20 protein-coding genes are annotated in these 18,586 nt (G+C 38.2%); 14 read left to right on the top strand and 6 right to left on the bottom strand.

Features of this window, described 5'->3' with window-relative positions; all coding sequences use genetic code 11:
* The first annotated feature begins 184 nt into the window (after window positions 1-184).
* A complete protein-coding gene (locus BN1068_RS16565; RefSeq protein WP_077603924.1) occupies window positions 185-442 on the top strand; it encodes a hypothetical protein in 258 nt (85 codons plus the stop codon).
* A gap of 345 nt (window positions 443-787) precedes the next feature.
* Entirely contained in the window at window positions 788-1,453 is a 666-nt protein-coding gene (locus BN1068_RS16560; RefSeq protein ID WP_077603923.1) for a YoaK family protein, read from the top strand.
* Between the two features lie 103 nt (window positions 1,454-1,556).
* On the opposite strand, the gene BN1068_RS16555 is transcribed toward BN1068_RS16560, so the two are convergent.
* A complete protein-coding gene (locus BN1068_RS16555) occupies window positions 1,557-2,804 on the bottom strand; it encodes an MFS transporter (RefSeq protein WP_077603922.1) in 1,248 nt (415 codons plus the stop codon).
* 38 nt (window positions 2,805-2,842) lie between these two features.
* Window positions 2,843-3,580, bottom strand: coding sequence for a nucleoside phosphorylase (locus BN1068_RS16550; RefSeq protein ID WP_077603921.1), 738 nt, complete (start codon window positions 3,578-3,580; stop codon window positions 2,843-2,845).
* Between the two features lie 302 nt (window positions 3,581-3,882).
* Between BN1068_RS16550 and BN1068_RS16545 the strand changes: the two genes are divergently transcribed.
* The 9 genes from BN1068_RS16545 (at window position 3,883) to BN1068_RS16505 (ending at window position 13,555) form a co-directional block, all read left to right on the top strand.
* Window positions 3,883-5,322, top strand: coding sequence for a sodium:solute symporter family protein (locus tag BN1068_RS16545; RefSeq protein ID WP_077603920.1), 1,440 nt, complete (start codon window positions 3,883-3,885; stop codon window positions 5,320-5,322).
* On the top strand, window positions 5,322-6,929 hold the full coding sequence (locus BN1068_RS16540; RefSeq protein WP_077603919.1) for an amidohydrolase: 1,608 nt from the start codon (window positions 5,322-5,324) through the stop codon (window positions 6,927-6,929). The genes BN1068_RS16545 and BN1068_RS16540 overlap by 1 nt, the downstream gene beginning before the upstream one ends.
* A gap of 170 nt (window positions 6,930-7,099) precedes the next feature.
* Window positions 7,100-7,720 carry a TetR/AcrR family transcriptional regulator gene (locus BN1068_RS16535; RefSeq protein WP_077603918.1) on the top strand — a complete coding sequence of 207 codons (621 nt, stop codon included), beginning with the start codon at window positions 7,100-7,102 and terminating at the stop codon, window positions 7,718-7,720.
* 11 nt (window positions 7,721-7,731) lie between these two features.
* Complete coding sequence (locus BN1068_RS16530; protein WP_077603917.1) at window positions 7,732-8,280, top strand: GNAT family N-acetyltransferase; 549 nt, start codon at window positions 7,732-7,734, stop codon at window positions 8,278-8,280.
* A gap of 616 nt (window positions 8,281-8,896) precedes the next feature.
* Window positions 8,897-10,075, top strand: a complete 1,179-nt coding sequence (pgsB, locus tag BN1068_RS16525) for a poly-gamma-glutamate synthase PgsB (protein ID WP_077603916.1) — start codon at window positions 8,897-8,899, stop codon at window positions 10,073-10,075.
* Between the two features lies 1 nt (window position 10,076).
* Window positions 10,077-10,526 carry a poly-gamma-glutamate biosynthesis protein PgsC gene (gene pgsC / locus BN1068_RS16520; RefSeq protein ID WP_077603915.1) on the top strand — a complete coding sequence of 150 codons (450 nt, stop codon included), beginning with the start codon at window positions 10,077-10,079 and terminating at the stop codon, window positions 10,524-10,526.
* A gap of 11 nt (window positions 10,527-10,537) precedes the next feature.
* Window positions 10,538-11,701, top strand: coding sequence for a CapA family protein (locus tag BN1068_RS16515; RefSeq protein ID WP_077603914.1), 1,164 nt, complete (start codon window positions 10,538-10,540; stop codon window positions 11,699-11,701).
* Window positions 11,691-13,340: a gamma-glutamyltransferase family protein gene (locus BN1068_RS16510; RefSeq protein WP_077603913.1), complete on the top strand. Its 1,650-nt coding sequence runs from the start codon at window positions 11,691-11,693 to the stop codon at window positions 13,338-13,340. Before BN1068_RS16515 ends, BN1068_RS16510 begins: the two co-directional genes overlap by 11 nt.
* Window positions 13,341-13,366: 26 nt before the next feature.
* Window positions 13,367-13,555 (top strand): hypothetical protein, encoded by a 189-nt coding sequence (locus BN1068_RS16505; protein ID WP_077603912.1) that lies wholly within the window; start codon window positions 13,367-13,369, stop codon window positions 13,553-13,555.
* 149 nt (window positions 13,556-13,704) lie between these two features.
* Here BN1068_RS16505 and BN1068_RS16500 read toward each other — a convergent pair whose 3' ends face one another.
* A complete protein-coding gene (locus tag BN1068_RS16500) occupies window positions 13,705-14,271 on the bottom strand; it encodes a spore coat protein (protein WP_077604106.1) in 567 nt (188 codons plus the stop codon).
* A gap of 112 nt (window positions 14,272-14,383) precedes the next feature.
* A complete protein-coding gene (locus BN1068_RS16495) occupies window positions 14,384-14,818 on the bottom strand; it encodes a YndM family protein (RefSeq protein WP_077603911.1) in 435 nt (144 codons plus the stop codon).
* Between the two features lie 181 nt (window positions 14,819-14,999).
* Between BN1068_RS16495 and BN1068_RS16490 the strand changes: the two genes are divergently transcribed.
* Window positions 15,000-15,632: a LysE family transporter gene (locus tag BN1068_RS16490; protein WP_077603910.1), complete on the top strand. Its 633-nt coding sequence runs from the start codon at window positions 15,000-15,002 to the stop codon at window positions 15,630-15,632.
* 415 nt (window positions 15,633-16,047) lie between these two features.
* Here the strand turns inward: BN1068_RS16490 and BN1068_RS16485 are convergent, their stop codons facing one another.
* Together BN1068_RS16485 and BN1068_RS16480 are read right to left on the bottom strand one after the other, a co-directional pair.
* A complete protein-coding gene (locus tag BN1068_RS16485; RefSeq protein WP_084788515.1) occupies window positions 16,048-16,515 on the bottom strand; it encodes a DUF2178 domain-containing protein in 468 nt (155 codons plus the stop codon).
* Between the two features lie 7 nt (window positions 16,516-16,522).
* Complete coding sequence (locus BN1068_RS16480; RefSeq protein ID WP_254846795.1) at window positions 16,523-16,750, bottom strand: helix-turn-helix transcriptional regulator; 228 nt, start codon at window positions 16,748-16,750, stop codon at window positions 16,523-16,525.
* 718 nt (window positions 16,751-17,468) lie between these two features.
* Between BN1068_RS16480 and BN1068_RS16475 the strand changes: the two genes are divergently transcribed.
* Window positions 17,469-18,137, top strand: a complete 669-nt coding sequence (locus BN1068_RS16475; RefSeq protein WP_077603908.1) for a thioredoxin domain-containing protein — start codon at window positions 17,469-17,471, stop codon at window positions 18,135-18,137.
* 1 nt (window position 18,138) lies between these two features.
* Window positions 18,139-18,561, top strand: coding sequence for a disulfide oxidoreductase (locus BN1068_RS16470; protein ID WP_077603907.1), 423 nt, complete (start codon window positions 18,139-18,141; stop codon window positions 18,559-18,561).
* Window positions 18,562-18,586: the final 25 nt, after the last annotated feature.

Below are 18,586 nucleotides of genomic sequence, written 5' to 3'. Positions count from 1 at the left end.
CTCTGTTTTACTATAACATATTTTATTATAAATTCTATTTTCAATTTCATATAATTTTTAGTTAAATAATGGAAAAAATATGTAAGAATTCGAAAATGTTTTAATCTGCAGTATCCATACAGCTTTCTTTTTATCCGGACTTTTTTAGAAACACCCCATCCTAAAGAATAAAAATTCTAATGGAATGGAAAAGTATTTATATAATAAATGTTTCCGAATACAGGAGGAGATAAGAAATGGACAAAGATATTTTACAACAGATTGGGAAGCGGCAAAGAAATCTGTTCAAACACTGAAAGCTTTAAACCCTGCAGTTGCAATAACCGGTCATGGAGAACCGATGCATGAGGAAGAACTGTCTGCGGGATTGGCGGAATTAGTGAATACTTTCGACCAGACAGCTGTGCCGGATTATGGACGATATGTGAACCGTAAAGAATAACAGTAGATAATTGCTTTTTCAGGAAAGAAGAATGGACCCTTTCTTTGGAAAAGCAATTTCTTTTGAGGAAAAGTAACCTGGACAGATCGGAGAACAATACAATAACCCAAATGAAAATAACCGCAGAAAACAAATGAAAGATTGTCAAAATAAGTGAGAGAATAGCAACAGTCTTTATTTCTTTGTTGGACAACTGAAATAAGAAGTCTTAAACTGAGTATATTTCCTACTTCAAAGAATATAGTATAAATTATCCAGCGTGAAATCTGAACATCATGAGTTGCAGGAAATTTAATAATGAAAAGCTATTATTCTATCCATTCCACAATCTAAGAGGGAGGGTAAATGGTGCAGAATGAAATCAATCAAAATAAAATTTTAACTGTTTTAACAATCTTTTCTACCTTTTTAATGGGATTTATTGACGCATATACATTTCTGACCCAGGATGGATTGTTTGCCAGCGCACAAACGGGAAATATGGTCGTTTTAGCTGCGAAGGTGTTTGAAGGAAACTTCCCAGAAGCTTTGGTTCATATCTCTTCATTTATCGGCTTTGCCCTTGGAGCATTCCTGGCCCAGGGAGTTATGGAACGTTTTAAAACATATGGGTGGAAAAAGTACCGGTTATATCTTTTTCTTCAGATGGTTTTTCTGTTTATTCTCGCTGTCATTCAACAAAACATCGGACCTTCTGTTATCGGCTTTTTACTAGGCTTACTGGCAGGATATGAACTGACCGTATTCCGTAAAATAAAATCAACCAGTATAAATAACGGAATTATGACTGGTAACACAAAGAACCTTATGAATAATCTTTATTTAGCTGTATTTCATAAAAATAAAGAAGCATTACATACTTTTTTAACGCTATTCATTGGAATTACTGTATTTATGCTGGGAGTTGGAACAGGTACAGTTATTTTACTTTTTGGTAATCATATAAATTTGTGGCTTGCTTTTGCTATTACAGGCTTTTTTTATCTTTGGCTGCTGTTTAAACGAAATTAAATGACAGGAAGATGATAATTTTCGAGGAAGAAAAGGGCGGAAAAAAGAAAATCCTGATTTCATTTCCAAATAGGAAGGAATGAAATCAGGATCCTGCTGCTTATTACGAATTTATAGAAGCATTCTTTTCTCTATGCTTCATGCCCTTCAAAGGATTATTTCGAAGCGTCAAAATAATGATTAGTGAAATCATATAGAGAGTGGATAAGAATGCCATTGCTGCTGTTATACTGTAATTATCCAGGAAGAATCCAATTGCAATTGGGGATAAACCGCCAATTGCCCGTCCAGTATTAAAAATAGTATTATTTGCAGTGCTTCGGATTTCTGTCGGATAAAAGCTGCTGATCAGAGCACCATAACCTGCATTCATTCCATTTGCGAAAAAGCCTACAATCACTCCGCCGATCAATATGGTAACCGCACTCTGAGCAAAGACATATAAAAAGACAGAAGCGGCAGATGCCACAAGGAAAATACCGTAAGATGTTTTTGCGCCGAATCGATCTAATATCTGGCCGAACAAAAGCATTCCCATACACATACCGATAATAGTGCTTATCATCCAGAGGGAAGAACCGGAAACACTTAAGCCCAGCTGTTCCTGTAAAATAGATGGCAGCCAGTTCATCAATCCGAAATATCCGGCTACCTGTACAGTGGACATAATGGTCAATGCTGCCGTGGTATACGCCCGCTTAGGGGTATTAAACAGCTTGGATAAGGAGCTGTCTTTCTTTTTTCCTTTTTTGATTTCTGTTTGTGCTTTTTTCCATTCTTCGGTTTCACCTAAATTTCTTCTGACATAAAAGATGAGCAGTACAGGAACGATACCTGTAATAAACAATGCTCTCCAGCCAAATAATGGAATTATAAGAGCAGCTAAAAGAGCGGCGGCTATCGCACCAAGCTGTCCACCGATGGTAACCCATGAAGTCATTCTGCCACGCTTCTGCTTGGAGAATACTTCTGCAACTAATGCCATTCCTATTCCAAATTCTCCACCGCCGCCGACCCCGGCTAAGAATCTTAAAATATAAATGAAGTAAATATTATCTGCGAAGGCCATCAAAGCTGTGGCTGCAGAGAAAAGAAAAATCGTATAAGTAAATATTCTGATTCTTCCATACTTATCGGCAAGTACGCCGAACACGACACCGCCGATCAGCATCCCGAAGTTTGTAATGGAAACAATCGAGCCCCCTGCTGCAGAAGAAATACCGAATTCTGCAATGATGGAACTTAAAACAAATGAGAGAAACATAATATCCATACTTTCCAGACCTAATCCAAGCATGGATGATGCTAAAATTTTCTTTTTATATTTATTGCTTTCTGTTGTATTTCCCATGGTGTTTTATCACGCCTTTTCTAGTAAAGTCTGCTTCATCAGATACAAGCATCTAAAACAATCTTTGCTGCTTCTTTATGCAGCTCTTTATAGTCTTCATCAGGAACCCACGAGTCGTTCATACGGCTAACGTGAACAACAAGGCAGTTTGCGGCTGGTATTTGATAAAGTGATGCTAAGATGAATAGTACAGCTGATTCCATTTCACAATTGAGAATATGTCGTTCTTTCCAATAATTCATAAAGCTTTGGTCAGGCTGTGGCCCATTTTTAATCCCGTGTTCACGCGATTGGCCTAAATAATAGCTTTGGGTTGTCATTCCTATGCCAGTATGTACATTCAATCCGTTTTGTTCTGCCTGTGATTGAATCGTCGCTAATAGAGCAGGATCTGCTGCAGCGGGATAGACATCACTGACATATTGATGGAGCATGCCGGGATCTCTGACCATTGCATGGTTCAGGAGCAAATCTCCGGGGGACAGCATATCGCTCCATGCGCCGCATCCACCTAAGCGTACAAACTTTTTGGCACCGCTCCGGATTAACTCCATAATTGCAATTTCTGTTGAACCAATTCCAATCCCTGTAGAGCATATGGAGACCTTTTTTCCTTTCCAAATACCACTGACTAAAATAAATTCACGATTTTTTGAAATTAATTTTGGATGCTCCCAGTCACTGGAGATTAATTCTACTCTTGCCGGATCGCCTACTAAAAGCGTAACCTCGCCTAAATCAGCTGCATCGACTTCATTTAAATGAATATTGTCCATGTTTGTTCTCTCTCCTTAAGAAGCGGATGATGTTATATTAATTTTCACATATGAAATAAATTATATTACTCTGAATAAAAAAAACAAGAAGTTTTGCTAATGTTTATCTGATTTATTTTTATCTCTGAAATAAAAATGGGTTTTAATGTAAAATAGAGCGTTGAAATTACTAGATGAGATATTGAACAGCAGTAATAGGGGTTTCCATCAGACTAATGTTTTCAGAAAAAATAGATAATAATTCAAAAATAAAACATGATAGGATATAATGAACTTATTTTAAAAATGGGGGGAGGCAAATAATGTCTTGGTATATTACGTATTTCACACTTTATTTTGGAATTATGATTGCCGTTGCTTGGTATTACTACTTTAAAATTAAAACATATGAAGATTACATGATTGGGTCATGGAGTACCGGCTTTTGGAAAATTACCGGAACCATTATTAGCACCAATGCAGGAGCAGCTGTATTTATAGGTTGGGTAGGACTTGGATTTACTGTTGGTTTTTCGGGGTATTTTAAATTTGCACTCGTGGCTTATGCGTTCAGTTTATCGCTGGTTATTCTTTTCGCAAAACCATTAAGACGTCAAAAGCTGTTTACTCTGGCAGATTTATTTACAGCCAGGTTCGGCGGGCGTTCTGGAATTGTTCCTTCTATTATCTCCGCTATTGTGTATTCTGTTCCTACATTAGGGCTTCAACTGGTAGGAATGTCAACGGTTTTTAATATCACGCTTGGCTGGGAATTAAACACAGGTTTAATCGTAAGTACGATTTTAATTCTTCTATTTTCTATTCCGGGTGGACTGCCTGCCACTATTATTACAGATGCAGTTCAGGCTCTGATAATTATTTTGGGTCTGATTGTGTTGACAATCACCATTGTTATGCACGTAGGCGGATTCGGGGATTTATTCAGCAACACTTCTTTTGAATACTTAAGCCCGATCAGTCCGGATGGATTATCAGACACTTTGCTGTATGCATTGTCAGTCGGCCCTTTTTATCTTGTCTGGCAGTCGACATGGCAGCGTATTTTTGCAGCTAAAGATGAAAAAACAGCATTGACTGCTGGAATTACAGGCCATTTAATTGTTGCTGCAATTTCATTTTTTCCATTTTTAATCGGTGTTTCTGCGAGGCAATTTGTAGATTTGAATATGGAGCAGGATCTGGTGTTTTCTTATGTAACCAACGAACTTCTTCCTGCCCCCGTAGCCGGAATTATTTTTGTTGCACTGCTTGCAGCATTGATGACTGGCGCGACGTCATTTAATCTGCAGGGAGCAAGCAACTTAACCCGTGATTTCTATCAGAGGCTGATCAATCCAAAAGCAACGAATGCGAAGCTGTTATTCGTATCTCGTATATCCGTGGCAATTGTAACCTTTTTAGGCACAGGTGCAGCAGTATTTATAACGAATATCAACGATGCTTATCGCTGGGCCTTGATGGTGAATGGTGTCATTCTTGTCTTTCCATTCTTAGCAATTATGTTCTGGAAGCGTGTGACCAAAAAAGGCGTGTTCATCAGTATGATCGGTTCATTAATTTTTATATTGATTTATCCGTATATGGGCATGCCATTTGATCAGGCACTTGCCGGCTATACATTCTCTTTTGTTTTGCTGGTAATAGCCAGCCTGCTCACATCACACGACAAATCTGAAGTGGTGAAGACGGCCATGCGCCATAAGCTTGAAGATGAAAAAACACTTGCAAAGGAGCTGGAATAATGATTGTAAATAAAATAATTAATGCGAATGTCCTGGACTTATTGAAGGACAGAGTCTATCTGGCTACTGTGGAGCTTTCAGAGGGACGGATTAAAAAGATAATAGAGCAGGACAAATCCGCAGAGGATAAAAATGCCCTGGATTTAAAAGGTAAATGGCTTTCACCCGGTTTTATTGATACGCACAGTCACTTGGTGATGTACAGCAGCTTTCGCAAGCAGCTGAACTGCTCTCCTGAAAACGTGAAGAGTATCCGCGATATTATTGAGAAATTTAAAGAACAGCAGGAAAATGTCACCGTCGACGGATGGTTGCGGGGATATGGCTATAATGAGTTTGAACTTGCGGAGGGACGCCATCCAAATCGTTTCGACTTAGACCAAATTTCAAAAGAAATTCCTATTTATATTCAACAGAGTTCAGCGCATATGGGGGCAGTAAATACAAAAGCACTGGAAATAATGGGAGTCGGTTTAAATGATCCAGATCCTAAGGGCGGACGATATGAACGTGATGAAAATGGTCTGGTTAACGGCGTGTTGTTTGAATTTCCGGCGCTGGATAAAGTTAAAGCAGTACTTCCAAAGGCAGAAGCGGATGTGCTGGCAGCAGATATTGAAGCAGGAGTGAAAGCTTATCAGGCGAGGGGAATAACTCATACGACAGAGATGGGAGTCGGTATTTTTTCCGGGATGGATGATTATGAAGCGGTGTTGAAATTTTTGGAGACGCCTCAAAGTATCCGGACTAGATGGGCAATTACCTATCAGCTGCTTCTCAATGAACCGAAGCTTCAAAATCTGAATGCAGATGAGTTGAAAGGGAAATTTGAATCACTCAGTAAGGGGTACAGTACCTTGGCTGGTGCTAAATTTTTCAGTGATGGCTCTATTCAGCTGCATACAGCAGCCATCCGCGGCAGTTACTATGACGGTGAGCCATCGGATGATTTACAAATTGAAAAAGAAGAGCTGGAAGAGCTGTTTAACCATTTCCAGCAGCTGGGCTACCCATTGATTACCCATGCAAATGGAGACAAGGCTGCAAGGACAGTGATAGAAGCCTATAAAGCAATAGCCAGTACAAAAACAAGCAGTATAATGAATAGAATCGAGCATCTGCAAACAGTAAATAAAGAGGATATTGAAGAAATGATGAAGCATCGTATTGGCGGATCATTCTTTACCAATCATATTTACTACTTTGGAGATATTCATAAAAAATACTTTTTAGGACCGGAAAGAGTACAAAATCTGGACCCTGTCCGCTGGGCTGAGGATACAGGGATGACATTTACGATCCATTCTGATTGTCCTGTCACAGGTATCTCGCCGCTTGATTCTATCCGGATTGCCGTCGAACGCAAAACAAGGCAGGGAGAAATACTTGGCGAGCATCAAAAGTTGACACGAATCGAAGCCTACCGGAAGATGACAGTGGATGCTGCTAAATTAAATGGTACAGATCAGGATGAAGGCAGCATTGACGAAGGTAAATTTGCAGATTTTACCGTATTAAACCAAAATCCGCTTGATTCATCTGTTCATTTATCAGATGACCTGGTGGAGATGACCATCGTTGGCGGTGAAGTGGTCTATCAAAAATAGAGGCTATACAGATCGGCAGAAGGTGTGTGTCTGGATAAGCCATGCCACATCTAATTATTTCTGTCCCTGTATAATAATAAAATAAAAGTAAAGCTTGAAAACTATACATGGTTGTCGTTATAATAAAAAGACAACCATGTATAGTTTTTTATTATAGTTGAGGTGATTCCATGCCAAAGGTAAGTGAAGCCTATAGAAAAGAAAAAAAGAAGAAGTTGATTCAGGCAGCGAAAACGGTGTTTATCGAGAAGGGCTATGTACAAACATCCATGCAGGATATTATGAACGAAGCAGCTATATCAAGAGGAGCAATGTACAGTTATTTTGATAATATTGATCATGTTTTTATGGAAGTTTTGAAAGAAGATGACCAAAAGGATATCTATTTTTTTGAAGCATCGGATAACGAGCTGCTCTGGCCGCAGTTAAAACAATGGGTTGAAATGCAGCAGGAAGCTATTGAAAATATTCATCAGTCGTTACTTCAGGCGAAAGCAGAGTTCTTTTTGTCCTCCCGTTATGTAAAGCATGCTGAAGATTTCCCTTACATTTCACAGCGTTATAATGAAATGACAAAATCGATAGAAGAGGTGCTGAACCGGGGAGAGTACAAAAAAGAATTTCAGCTGAAGCAGCCTGCTGATGGTATTGCCAAATATATAATTTCTTTTATAAATGGGCTGATGCTGGACACTTTTCAGCTTGGGAATGAGCAAACGAAAGTAAAAGAACAATTAGCCATCCTGCTCTTTTCTTTAGAAAATGCAATTTGCCCTCAATCGGGGAGATAAGGAGTGATTGTATGTTATTTGAATCAGCAAGAGTTACATTAAGAAAGATGACAAAAGATGATACAGAACTTTATCACAGATGGAGAAATGATGTAAAGGTGATGCATTCAACCAGCCCTTCTTTAGATGTTTATCCCTTGAAAGCTACAGAAGATTTTGTGGAGTATGTTATTTTGAAATCGGATACTTCAAAAGGGTATATTATGGTCGATAAGAAAAGTGAAACATCCATTGGCATTGTTTCCTTAATCAATCTGGATTATAAAAACCAGAATGCTGAATGTATTATTGATATTGGTGAGAAGGAATACTGGGGAAAAGGGTATGGAGCGGAAGGAATGAAACTGCTTTTGGATTATGCTTTTTATGAGTTGAACCTGCACAGAGTTTCCTTACGGGTCTTTTCATTTAATGAGCGGGCGATTCATTTATATGAAAAGATGGGCTTTGAATTAGAGGGAAAAAGCAGACAGATGCTATTTCGGGATGGTAAGTGGCATGACATTATTCATATGGGGATTTTGCAGGAAGAATATTTTATGAAGAAAGAAACAGAGTAGAATCTTAGATAAAAAACAGGGGCAGAAAATTTTTATTTCTGCTTCTTTTTTTTGCTTATTTTCATTGCATGTATGTTTCAGGCTGCCGTTCTGTCGGTTAGTAAATTTTTCAACCTAAAAGTGAAGTTTGGGAGTAGATATTTTTGGGAAGTAGGGTATTATGAGCGCATGCTGGATTTAACGAAGTAATAATAAAGTAATATGAAGATTTTGGGAGAATTCAAAGTTCATAGTTACTTATTTCACAGTCATAAATCGGCTAATAAATCTTACAAATTTGCCTCAATAAAATTAAATTCATTATTGGAATATTTTGCCAAATAAGAATGAAAACCTCAAGCAAGCATTCAACTCATATGAATTCCTTAACGTAAACAATCTGCATACGGTGAATGTATTTATTCTGCAACATTATTACACTAGAGAGTCAGTTTAGTCTCAGATATTACAAATAGAATAAAAAAAGGGATTTTTATAGTAAAGTATATATTTTTTGTTAAAATGTCTTACGTATTGTCAATATGTGTCGAAATACTTCCATTTCAACGGATGGATTGTAAGAGTGAAAATCTATGTTTTTATTGATTTTGATGAATGGTAAAGGAAGGATATGGTTATGTTATTAATTCCAATTGTGCTCGTTATTGCGCTGGTGATCGGTATCGTGGAGTGGAATTCCCATAAAAAGCACGTGAATGCTCTGCCGATTCGTGTCAATGTGAATGGAATCCGCGGGAAATCAACCGTAACACGTTTAATTACAGGTATTATCAAAGAGGCAGGATATAAAACCATCGGTAAAACAACTGGTACTTCAGCAAGAATGATTTATTGGAATACATCGGAGGAAGAGCCTATCAAGCGACGTCCCGAGGGACCGAATATCGGTGAACAGAAAATGGTTGTAAGGAAAGCGGCAAAGCTGGGAGCGGATGCCTTAGTCAGTGAATGTATGGCAGTTAATCCAGATTATCAAATAGTATTTCAAGAGAAACTGCTCCAAGCGAACATTGGTGTGATTGTTAATGTGCTGGAGGACCATATGGATGTGATGGGCCCTACCCTGGATGAAGTTGCCGAGGCCTTTACATCCACGATTCCGCATAATGGCCATTTAATTATTTCGAAAGGTCCCTATGTAGATTATTTTAAACAAGAAGCAGCAAAAAGAAATACGAAGGTGATTGTTGCTGATAATAGTAAAATTCCCGAGGCATATATACGTAAATTTGATTATATGATCTTTCCGGAAAATGCTTCGCTGGCATTGGCAGTTGCTGAAGCATTGGATATTGATGAAGAAACGGCATTTCGTGGAATGCTTAAGGCGCAGCCGGATCCGGGGGCAATGCGGATTAAGTATTTGAGGCAGGGGAGCAGATCGGCATATTTTGTCAATGGATTCGCGGCTAACGATCCGTCTTCCACCATTAATATTTGGGAAAATGTAGTGTCTCAAGGCTATCCAACAAAATCTCCAATTGTTGTAATGAACTGCCGGGCAGACCGCGTGGACCGGACCATTCAATTTTCAGATGATGTTTTACCGCATATCCCGACAGACAAGCTTGTATTGATTGGGGAAAAGGCAGATCCAATTAAGAACGCGGTGAGATCGGGGAGGCTTAAAGTCAATCAAATCATTGATCTCCAGGGAAAGTCAACGGATGAAATCTATGAAACATTATTCGAAATAGCGTCTAATAATATCATCTTTGGGATTGGGAATGTTCATGGTGCGGCCGAACCTTTAGTTGAAAAACTGCAAGCCCGCACAGAAATAGGAGGATCATAGAATGTTTGGTTCAGATTTATATATTGCACTCGTGCTAGGAGTGATTATAAGCTTACTTTTTTCAGAGAAAACAGGTATTGTTCCGGCTGGACTGGTTGTGCCGGGATATTTAGCACTCGTTTTTGACCAGCCTATATTTATTGCTGTCATTTTCGGTATTAGTCTTTTAACCTATGTTATTGTGACATACGGACTTTCACGCATCGTGCTGCTTTACGGACGAAGAAAATTTGCGGCAATGCTGTCGGTGGGAATTGTGTTGAAGCTCCTCCTGGATTACGCTTATCCAATGCTTCCATTTGAGATATTGGAATTTAGAGGAATTGGGGTTATTGTACCTGGTCTGATTGCGAATACGATTCAAAAGCAGGGGGCCATTATTACAATCGGAAGTTCGCTTCTATTAGGTGCACTCACGTTTGTTATTTTAAGCGTCTATTACATCATATAGGAAGGGTTAATATGTCTAAAAAATTAACATACCAAGAAAAAATATTACGAATGGGGAAACAACAAAAAAAATCTGCCGGTAAACATGTGGCTATCTGTTTAGCTGTTATTGTTATCTTCATCATCGGGCATCAAATCTTCTTTTCACCAAATGCAGCAGAAGTGGAAGAAAGGGCTGATTCAGAGTTCACCGCTACTTTCGTTGGTGACATTATGTTTGGCCGCCATGTGGAGGATGTGACAGAAAAATATGGACTAACATATCCCTTTGAGAAAGTAAAACCTTTCTTTGACAACGCCGATTATGTGTCAGGTAATTTTGAAAATCCAATTTTACTTCAAGATGAAGATAATTATGAACAAATAGATAAGCAGATTCATCTACATACGGGTGAGGAGGCAGCCAATGCTTTAAAAGAACTGAATTTTACAATGCTTAATTTAGCAAATAACCACATGATGGATTACGGGCCAGAAGGACTGAATGACACGATATCAGCATTGGATAATGCAGGTTTGGACTATGTTGGTGCAGGAGGAAATGTGGAAGAAGCAACTACAATTGATTATCAGGAAGTAAATGGTTTAACGATTGCAACACTTGGATATACAGATGCTCTTGTCGAAGGCTTCTCAGCGCTCGGTTATCGACCAGGTGTTGCCCGTGCGTTACCGGACAATATTTTTCCAATGATTGAGGAAGCAAACCAAAATGCGGATCTTGTTTTTGTAAATATGCATTGGGGTGTTGAATATGACAATCAGCCGCATCCGAGACAAACAGAGTTAGCAAGGGCGATGATTGATGTGGGGGCAGATGCTATCATTGGACATCACACCCATGTACTGCAGGAAGTAGAAAAGTATAAGGATGGCGTTATATTTTATGGGCTCGGCAACTTTGTTTTTGACCAGGGATGGTCCCGGACCAAGGACAGCGCCATTGTCCAATATGATTTGTTAAGTGATGGGACAGGCAGGTTTGAAATTACGCCGTTACGTATAAACGGAACCCAGCCTTATGTAACAAAGAACAAATACAATCAAAAGAAAATTCATTTGCAATTAATGAGAAACCAGCCGGAAGAGAATTTTAAAAAAGAAGATGGGAAGTTGATCCTGGAAGTAGATCATTCTGACGTTTTAGAGGAAAGGGGTTCTGATAGTGAGCAATAAAAAGCTTATTACGATATTGACGATTGTTGTCGCAGCGGGTCTGGTATTTGTTTATGCTCAGCAGGGAATGTTTGAGGAGGAAGTGACAAATACCGATTATGGTGTCGAACAATCCGAAACGATGAATACAGCGGAAGGCTATGGAGTCAGTGCTTCCCATCCATTGGCCGTAGAAGCTGGGATGAAGGTGCTGGAGGCAGGCGGTAACGCTGCAGATGCAGCTGTAGTGGTTGCCTACGTACTTGGCACTGTAGAGCCTTATGGTTCAGGCATTGGCGGAGGGGGAGAGATGTTGATTTACCCCTATGATGCGGATGAACCGACTGTCTATGAGTATCGTGAAACTGCGCCAGAGTCGGGGGCGAGACCGGAAACCTTTGCTATTCCCGGTTTGGTAAGAGGAATGGAAGAACTTAATAATGATTTAGGTTCGATGGACATGAAAGACCTAATCCAGCCGGCTATCGATTACGCGGAGGAAGGATTTAAAGTAGATAATCATTTGGTAGATCGGCTTGGTAAAGGATCTTACCGGATGGATGTTGCAGAATTAGAGGAATTTTTCCCGAACGGTGAAATATTGGAAGTGAATGACACATTGGTACAGCCTGAGTTAGCAGATACTTTACGTCATATTCAAGAAGATGGAGCAGATGCTTTTTATGAGGGGCTTATTGCTGATCAAATAGTAGAACATGAGGATACTCTGAAAGCGGAGGATTTAAGCAGTTATACAGCACAAACGACTGAGGCGGCTCACGGCAGTTTTGCCGGCTATGATGTTTATTCTGCACCGCCGCCATTGGCAGGAGTTACATTAATTCAGTCTCTGCAAATGGCTGAACAATTAAATGTCGCATCGACAGAGGATAATCAAAGAGATTATATGCATCTGATCGGAGAGATCTCCAAAAGATCCTATGATGACAGAGTTGAAAATGTAGGGGACAGATTTTTCACGGATGCAATGTCTGCTGATGAACTGACTTCCGCAGCTTACACACAACAGATGGCAGATACCATTTCACTTGATGAGCTATCCGAGGATTATGAAGTGAATGATTCGATATCAGATGAGGAAGATCACGATAATACGACACATTTTGTCATTATCGATCAAGATGGTACAATGGTGTCAGCGACACATACATTAGGAAATTTCTTTGGTTCCGGAGATAATGTAGCTGGGTTTTTTATGAATAACCAAATGGAGAACTTCAGTACAAGCGATGATTCATTAAATAGCATTGAGCCGGGTAAAACACCAAGAAGCTTCACAAGCCCGACTATTTTGACAAATGGTGAAAAAACAATCGGGATAGGTTCACCGGGTGGCAAGAGAATTCCAATGGTAATGACACAAGTGCTCGTTAAATATTTGATGTTTAATGAACCATTTGATGAAGCAGTAGAGAATGATAGATTTTATATTGAAGGTAATGATATTTTCACAGAAACAGAGCTGGATAAGGATGTTCAATCTGGATTGAGAGCGCGTGGATATGAAATCTATAATCAAACGGATATTGACTTTTATGGAGGAATACAATCACTTGTTATCGACGAGGAGTCCAACACTATTTACGGCACTGCAGATTCCCGGAGAAACGGTGTTTGGCAAGCCGATACAAATAATTAATCATAAAAGAATAGGAGGAAAGTAAAATGAAGAAATTATTATCAGGCGTTACGCCAATTTTACTGCTTGTTCTTGCATTAACATTCATGACTAATTATAAACAGTTGGATGATTTATCGGATTCAGAACGATATCAAATCCGAAGCTATGTGGAAGCAGCTGAAAATGATGCAACTGCAGATTCAGAATCTGCGAATGCCCAGGAAGAAGACTAGTCTGAAAATGGCAGAAAAAGAGGCTTATGCTGAGCTGAGCCTATTTTCAAAAACATTAAAAAGCTTGTAGAAAAAATTACCTTACTTTTTCTACAAGCTGAACAGGAGCAGAAAATATTTATTTTCTGCTCCTGTTTTTTCCTTATTTTTTAAATTTGAGACGGCTGCTCTACTGGCTGATAGATAGATGCTACAGTCTGTATTGCCTGATCCGGTGCAGCCATTAATGGGTAATACCCTTTTTTAGTCATATACTGCCAAATATCATAGGCATGGTGATTACTATTCAAAAAAGCGTGCTCCAAAAATGTTCTTAAATCAGGGTTAGCGCACTCTACGGAGGCGTTACCATAGTTTTTGGCAGAACTTTTTTGATTCATTAGATAAGCTGTAGCAATTTCACGGTCAGTATGCTGTTGCACTTCTGTCCGGGGAGTCGCAGATGGAAATTCAGAAACCGGTGCCTGTGTATAGGATTCCAGCACAGGATTTATTTTAGCAGGTTGAAATTTTGTAATATCAGGTGTTGTTTGACTTTGAACAAACTCTACTTTTAAATTATAATCTTGGACATGTAATGGGAAATGCTTTTGTAATAATCCCTTCAATTCAGGATCCTGAGCCTGGTTTATAAAGCTGGCCATACAGGATATGGTATTATAACATCCTGCGATCAGCTCACTTAACTCATGTAATTCATGTGAAGCTAATTTCATATAAAATTCTCCTTTAATCGTATTTTTCTTATGGTTTGCAGAGAGAGTGAATTTATACAACTTATCCATCTGAAGAAAATCATGCGTGAAAAATGAAACAATATTTCCATCTTTATTCGTTCTTGTCATTTTTATCGTAAAATTCTTCTCCAGCTTCTGTTTGCAGGTTATCATGATGAAGAGGGGTTTGGTCTTTATCCACATTATCAAAAACAAAATTACGTAAATATCTGTGATAAAACAGCTCACTTATTGTAATCAGAAAGGCAGATATTAATGCAGCAGCATCGACGGAAAGCAAGCTGTCATATAAAAATGAGCCTATCCCCCAGATAAGAATATAAGCAAGCGCAAAGTCGCCTACTGCAGCTGCTATATTTCCTATTCTGGGAAGTATCAGCATATCTCCTGCAAATGCCACTATAGTTAAAACTAAGCTGGTAATAACTAAGTTACTGAAAGAAATATTAAAAATCATACCTAATGTTACCCCTAATATTACTGTTGTCATTACTAATTTAAATAGGAATGCTAAAATGTATCTCATTAAATCATCGTCCTTGTATTTTTTTACTAACAATGGTATTTTGCTCTTTTAACCTGGAAATTATTCGTTACCGTTTATTTGATAGCTGCATTAAACAGTGAAAAATAACTTGAATATGTATACACTTATTCCAACCTATAGTAAGATTAAAATGTTTATTTTCGAAGGGAGCGTGTACGTTATGGTGCTATTTTTTACATATGTGATGGCCGGGCTTGCAATAGCAATGCCTGTAGGAGCTATTACGGTAGAGATGACAAAGCAGGGACTGAAAAATGGCTTTCTGCATGGCTGGGCTGTTGGGCTTGGCGGGATGACAATCGATCTTATTTTAATTGCCGCACTTTATTTAGGGTTAGCATCTATTTTACAGCTGCCTTTTATTCAAATCCCGATGTGGCTGATCGGAGCAGTGTTCTTATTTCTGATTGGCTATGAATCGATAAAAAATGCGGATAGTGATATTACCTTAGCTGGAGAAAAGTCCGCAAAATCCTTGCGTACCTCGTATCGTAATGGGTTTCTTGTCGCCGTCTCACCGGGGAATATTGTGTTTTGGCTGAGCGTTTTTGGAGCGGTGTTAAGTAATACATATAATCCAGCTGAACCATCTAATTTCTTACTTATTGCTGCGGGTATTTTAATTGGCATTTTATTGCATGATATCGGGTTACTAGCAATTGTTGCTACAACACGAAAAGTAATGAACCGGGCTATGATTAAGGGATTTTCTATTGTTGCAGGAGTTGTTTTAATTGGTTTTTCCGGCTATTTTATTTATGAATTTTATACGGTAATAGCAGATATCATGTAAGCTTACACATTTCGAATGCTTTAAGGGAAAAAGATCAGGGCCCAAGAATAATCAGCGCCTTGATCTTTTTTTCACGATAGGAAAGCATAAGAAGAACTATGGATTCGCTCATCCTTTCGCGAATCCACAATTTTTCTAAGAGCCTGTATATAGGGAACAAGCTTACTTTTCTAAAAGAATTGCAATTGTAGAAGTGCACGTTGTATAGGAAGCTCTAGTAATATTATATATTGCTTCTATTGTAATAAGTAAAAGCAGTAAAAAGAATTTAAATGTGCATTTAGCATATATGATGGAATATGTTCATCTTTCTAAAGGTATTGTTACTTTGCCTATAGAGAACAGGGCGCTCTATCTTTAGGGAAATATCGTAACGTACTTTTTTCTCTCCTTTTATATCTGGTAAGAAGGCTGTTCAATCCTTTGAATCAAGTGTTATCCAGACTATCAGATATGTAAGAAAGCCTATAATAAGACTGCCTCCCAGCATGCCGATAACCATACTTTGAAAGGTTTTGGTATCTGTAACGAACAAACCCAGTCCAAAGCATAGAAAAAGAAGAACAATCCATAAGGATATCAGCATTTTAAAGGTAATCAGACTGGCTTTTTTTGAGATTAGCTCTTCTCGTTCATCTTCCGTGCTGAATTCTCCTTTTTTGGTACTATAGCCTTCATTATTCTTTTTCTTCCCATACCAAAATCGAGCAATGCCAAAAATAATTAACCAGCCTAAAAATAAAAACCAAAAAATGCCGAATTCAAAGGAAAAAGAAAAGGGACCCTTATTTACCGTAGCAGTAAGAACCGTTTGAATCATTCCTAAGGTCAATAGCAGTATCATAATGATATTACCTGTTTGCTCGAAAATAATTTTCTTCATAGCAGGTTCACTCCTCATCTAAATAAAAAATAGCGTTAATATCTATTTCCAGCACTTTTGCTATCTGCAATGCCAACAATAAAGAAGGCGTGTAATTGCCTTTTTCCAAAGAAACAATCGTTTTTCTGGATACACCGACCTTATTCGCCAATACTTCCTGTGTCATCTTTCTTTTTTTTCTAAACGACTGTACTTTATTGATAACAATCATGACATCTCTCTTTTCTTCGCTCATGTGAAGTTGACTTCTCATTTGAGAATATCAAAAAGAAAAAGAGAAGTCAACTTCACATTTATGTAGATGTTTTAAAGTAATCCAAATTAAGAGGACCGCAATTATTGACGATTTTTATATATATAAATTGAAGTAAGAAATTACACTTTATTTTTCTTATAAAAAATGACGAAATAATGATTAAAAACAGTAACTAGCGGAAGAAAAACACGTAGACTCCTGTGGGAAAGCGCAAAAACGGAAGGAAGTTCGGTTAAGTTCGCGACGTCCTGTCGCAACACCGAACTGACATACGTCCTGTATGCCTCCGCAGAAAAAAACGAACTTCTTTTTTTTGAGGAGGCTGAGCTCAAGCCCACGGAAAGCGTAGTGTTTTTCTGTAGCGGTAGCTATTAATTTCAATTTATATAGAAGGAAAAAATCAATATTTTCTTGAACTGTATTTCACTGTTTGATGCAGCCAACAATAGATTGCAGTTTTTATTAGGAGAAATTCTATAATACAGATGTCTTGTCGAAAGGTTTATATGTTAGACAAAATTTACAGACTTTGATATTGTCATAAAAGCGACAATCAAATACGTGTATTCATTGAAAAAATAATGTATATTGGAACTGTATTTGATTTTAGGTTATGAAGTTACTTTTAGTAAACTTAATCTGAGCAAAAATGTATTTTTATGTTATATTTTACATAGAGATAAGGAGAGGTGTTTATATGAAAAAATCGCCATTAAAAATAATTGTGGCTATTACTTTAATTGTTGTTGCACTTGTGGTTTTACTGGTGGTTCTGGTAAATCGGGACTCAGAATCCTTTGGAAGGGAATTTGATGAAGCTCCATCAACAGAAGGACAACCTGTATACGGTGATCCAGATGCTCCTGTAACTATCGTTGAGTTTGGAGATTATAAATGTCCTGGCTGTAAAGTATGGGATGAAAGTATTTTTCCGCAATTAGAACAGGACTATATAGATGAAGGAAAAGTTAACATCGCATTTGTTAATGTACTGTTTCATGGAGAAGAATCGCGGTTAGCTTCATTGACTGCGGAAACTGTGTATGCTCAGAACCCTGAAGCATATTGGGATTTCCATCATGCACTTTTTGCTGATCAACCAGAAAATCAGCAGGCAGTATGGATGACAACAGATAAGATAGAGGAACTTGCAGGCGGTATCGAGGAAATTGATACAGAGGCATTAATGGAAGATATTGAAAATAATACGCTTATGGATGAACTTTTAAAAGATGATGACCTCAGAAAAGCTTTTGAAGTCGAATCCACTCCAACGATTATGGTTAATAATGTCATGATAAACGATGATGATACGTTTGATTACGAGGTTATCAAACAAGCTGTCGATGAAGCGTTAGGTGAATAAAATGAATAAACTGGATATGAGACAGCTTTATATGTATTTTGCCTGGGTCGTTTCTCTGGCTGCAACATTAGGAAGTCTTTATTTTAGTGAAATAAAGGGCTTTATACCATGTGAATTATGCTGGTATCAACGTATTGCAATGTATCCATTGGCTCTCATTCTTGGAGTAGCAACATTTAAACAGGAATTTACTATTAAAAAGTATGTACTTCCGATTGCTATTATTGGCTGGTGTATTTCACTGTATCATTATCTCGAGCAGAAAGTACCGGGATTTGCACCGTTAAAACCATGTGTAGGCGGTGTACCGTGTAATACAGAGTATATTAATTGGTTAGGATTTATTACAATCCCATTTTTAGCTTTCACTGCTTTTACGCTGATCATTATCTTTATGTTATTGATGAAATCAAATAAAAAATAAGAAAGAGCCGCCGGTATTTTTTATT

The sequence above is a fragment of the Oceanobacillus sojae genome (assembly GCF_900162665.1).
Taxonomy (GTDB): domain Bacteria; phylum Bacillota; class Bacilli; order Bacillales; family Amphibacillaceae; genus Oceanobacillus; species Oceanobacillus sojae_A.
Note: the sequence above shows the minus strand (reverse complement) of the source record. Positions and strands in the feature narration are given on the sequence as shown.

What these genes read in the sequence shown, in the direction of transcription:
- BN1068_RS16565 (WP_077603924.1), top strand. Translation starts at nt 185, where the DNA reads ATGGAAAAGTATTTATATAATAAATGTTTCCGAATACAGGAGGAGATA.
- BN1068_RS16560 (WP_077603923.1), top strand. Translation starts at nt 788, where the DNA reads ATGGTGCAGAATGAAATCAATCAAAATAAAATTTTAACTGTTTTAACA.
- BN1068_RS16555 (WP_077603922.1), bottom strand. Translation starts at nt 2,804, where the DNA reads ATGGGAAATACAACAGAAAGCAATAAATATAAAAAGAAAATTTTAGCA.
- BN1068_RS16550 (WP_077603921.1), bottom strand. Translation starts at nt 3,580, where the DNA reads ATGGACAATATTCATTTAAATGAAGTCGATGCAGCTGATTTAGGCGAG.
- BN1068_RS16545 (WP_077603920.1), top strand. Translation starts at nt 3,883, where the DNA reads ATGTCTTGGTATATTACGTATTTCACACTTTATTTTGGAATTATGATT.
- BN1068_RS16540 (WP_077603919.1), top strand. Translation starts at nt 5,322, where the DNA reads ATGATTGTAAATAAAATAATTAATGCGAATGTCCTGGACTTATTGAAG.
- BN1068_RS16535 (WP_077603918.1), top strand. Translation starts at nt 7,100, where the DNA reads ATGCCAAAGGTAAGTGAAGCCTATAGAAAAGAAAAAAAGAAGAAGTTG.
- BN1068_RS16530 (WP_077603917.1), top strand. Translation starts at nt 7,732, where the DNA reads ATGTTATTTGAATCAGCAAGAGTTACATTAAGAAAGATGACAAAAGAT.
- pgsB (WP_077603916.1), top strand. Translation starts at nt 8,897, where the DNA reads ATGTTATTAATTCCAATTGTGCTCGTTATTGCGCTGGTGATCGGTATC.
- pgsC (WP_077603915.1), top strand. Translation starts at nt 10,077, where the DNA reads ATGTTTGGTTCAGATTTATATATTGCACTCGTGCTAGGAGTGATTATA.
- BN1068_RS16515 (WP_077603914.1), top strand. Translation starts at nt 10,538, where the DNA reads ATGTCTAAAAAATTAACATACCAAGAAAAAATATTACGAATGGGGAAA.
- BN1068_RS16505 (WP_077603912.1), top strand. Translation starts at nt 13,367, where the DNA reads ATGAAGAAATTATTATCAGGCGTTACGCCAATTTTACTGCTTGTTCTT.
- BN1068_RS16500 (WP_077604106.1), bottom strand. Translation starts at nt 14,271, where the DNA reads ATGAAATTAGCTTCACATGAATTACATGAGTTAAGTGAGCTGATCGCA.
- BN1068_RS16495 (WP_077603911.1), bottom strand. Translation starts at nt 14,818, where the DNA reads ATGAGATACATTTTAGCATTCCTATTTAAATTAGTAATGACAACAGTA.
- BN1068_RS16490 (WP_077603910.1), top strand. Translation starts at nt 15,000, where the DNA reads ATGGTGCTATTTTTTACATATGTGATGGCCGGGCTTGCAATAGCAATG.
- BN1068_RS16485 (WP_084788515.1), bottom strand. Translation starts at nt 16,515, where the DNA reads ATGAAGAAAATTATTTTCGAGCAAACAGGTAATATCATTATGATACTG.
- BN1068_RS16480 (WP_254846795.1), bottom strand. Translation starts at nt 16,750, where the DNA reads ATGAGCGAAGAAAAGAGAGATGTCATGATTGTTATCAATAAAGTACAG.
- BN1068_RS16475 (WP_077603908.1), top strand. Translation starts at nt 17,469, where the DNA reads ATGAAAAAATCGCCATTAAAAATAATTGTGGCTATTACTTTAATTGTT.
- BN1068_RS16470 (WP_077603907.1), top strand. Translation starts at nt 18,139, where the DNA reads ATGAATAAACTGGATATGAGACAGCTTTATATGTATTTTGCCTGGGTC.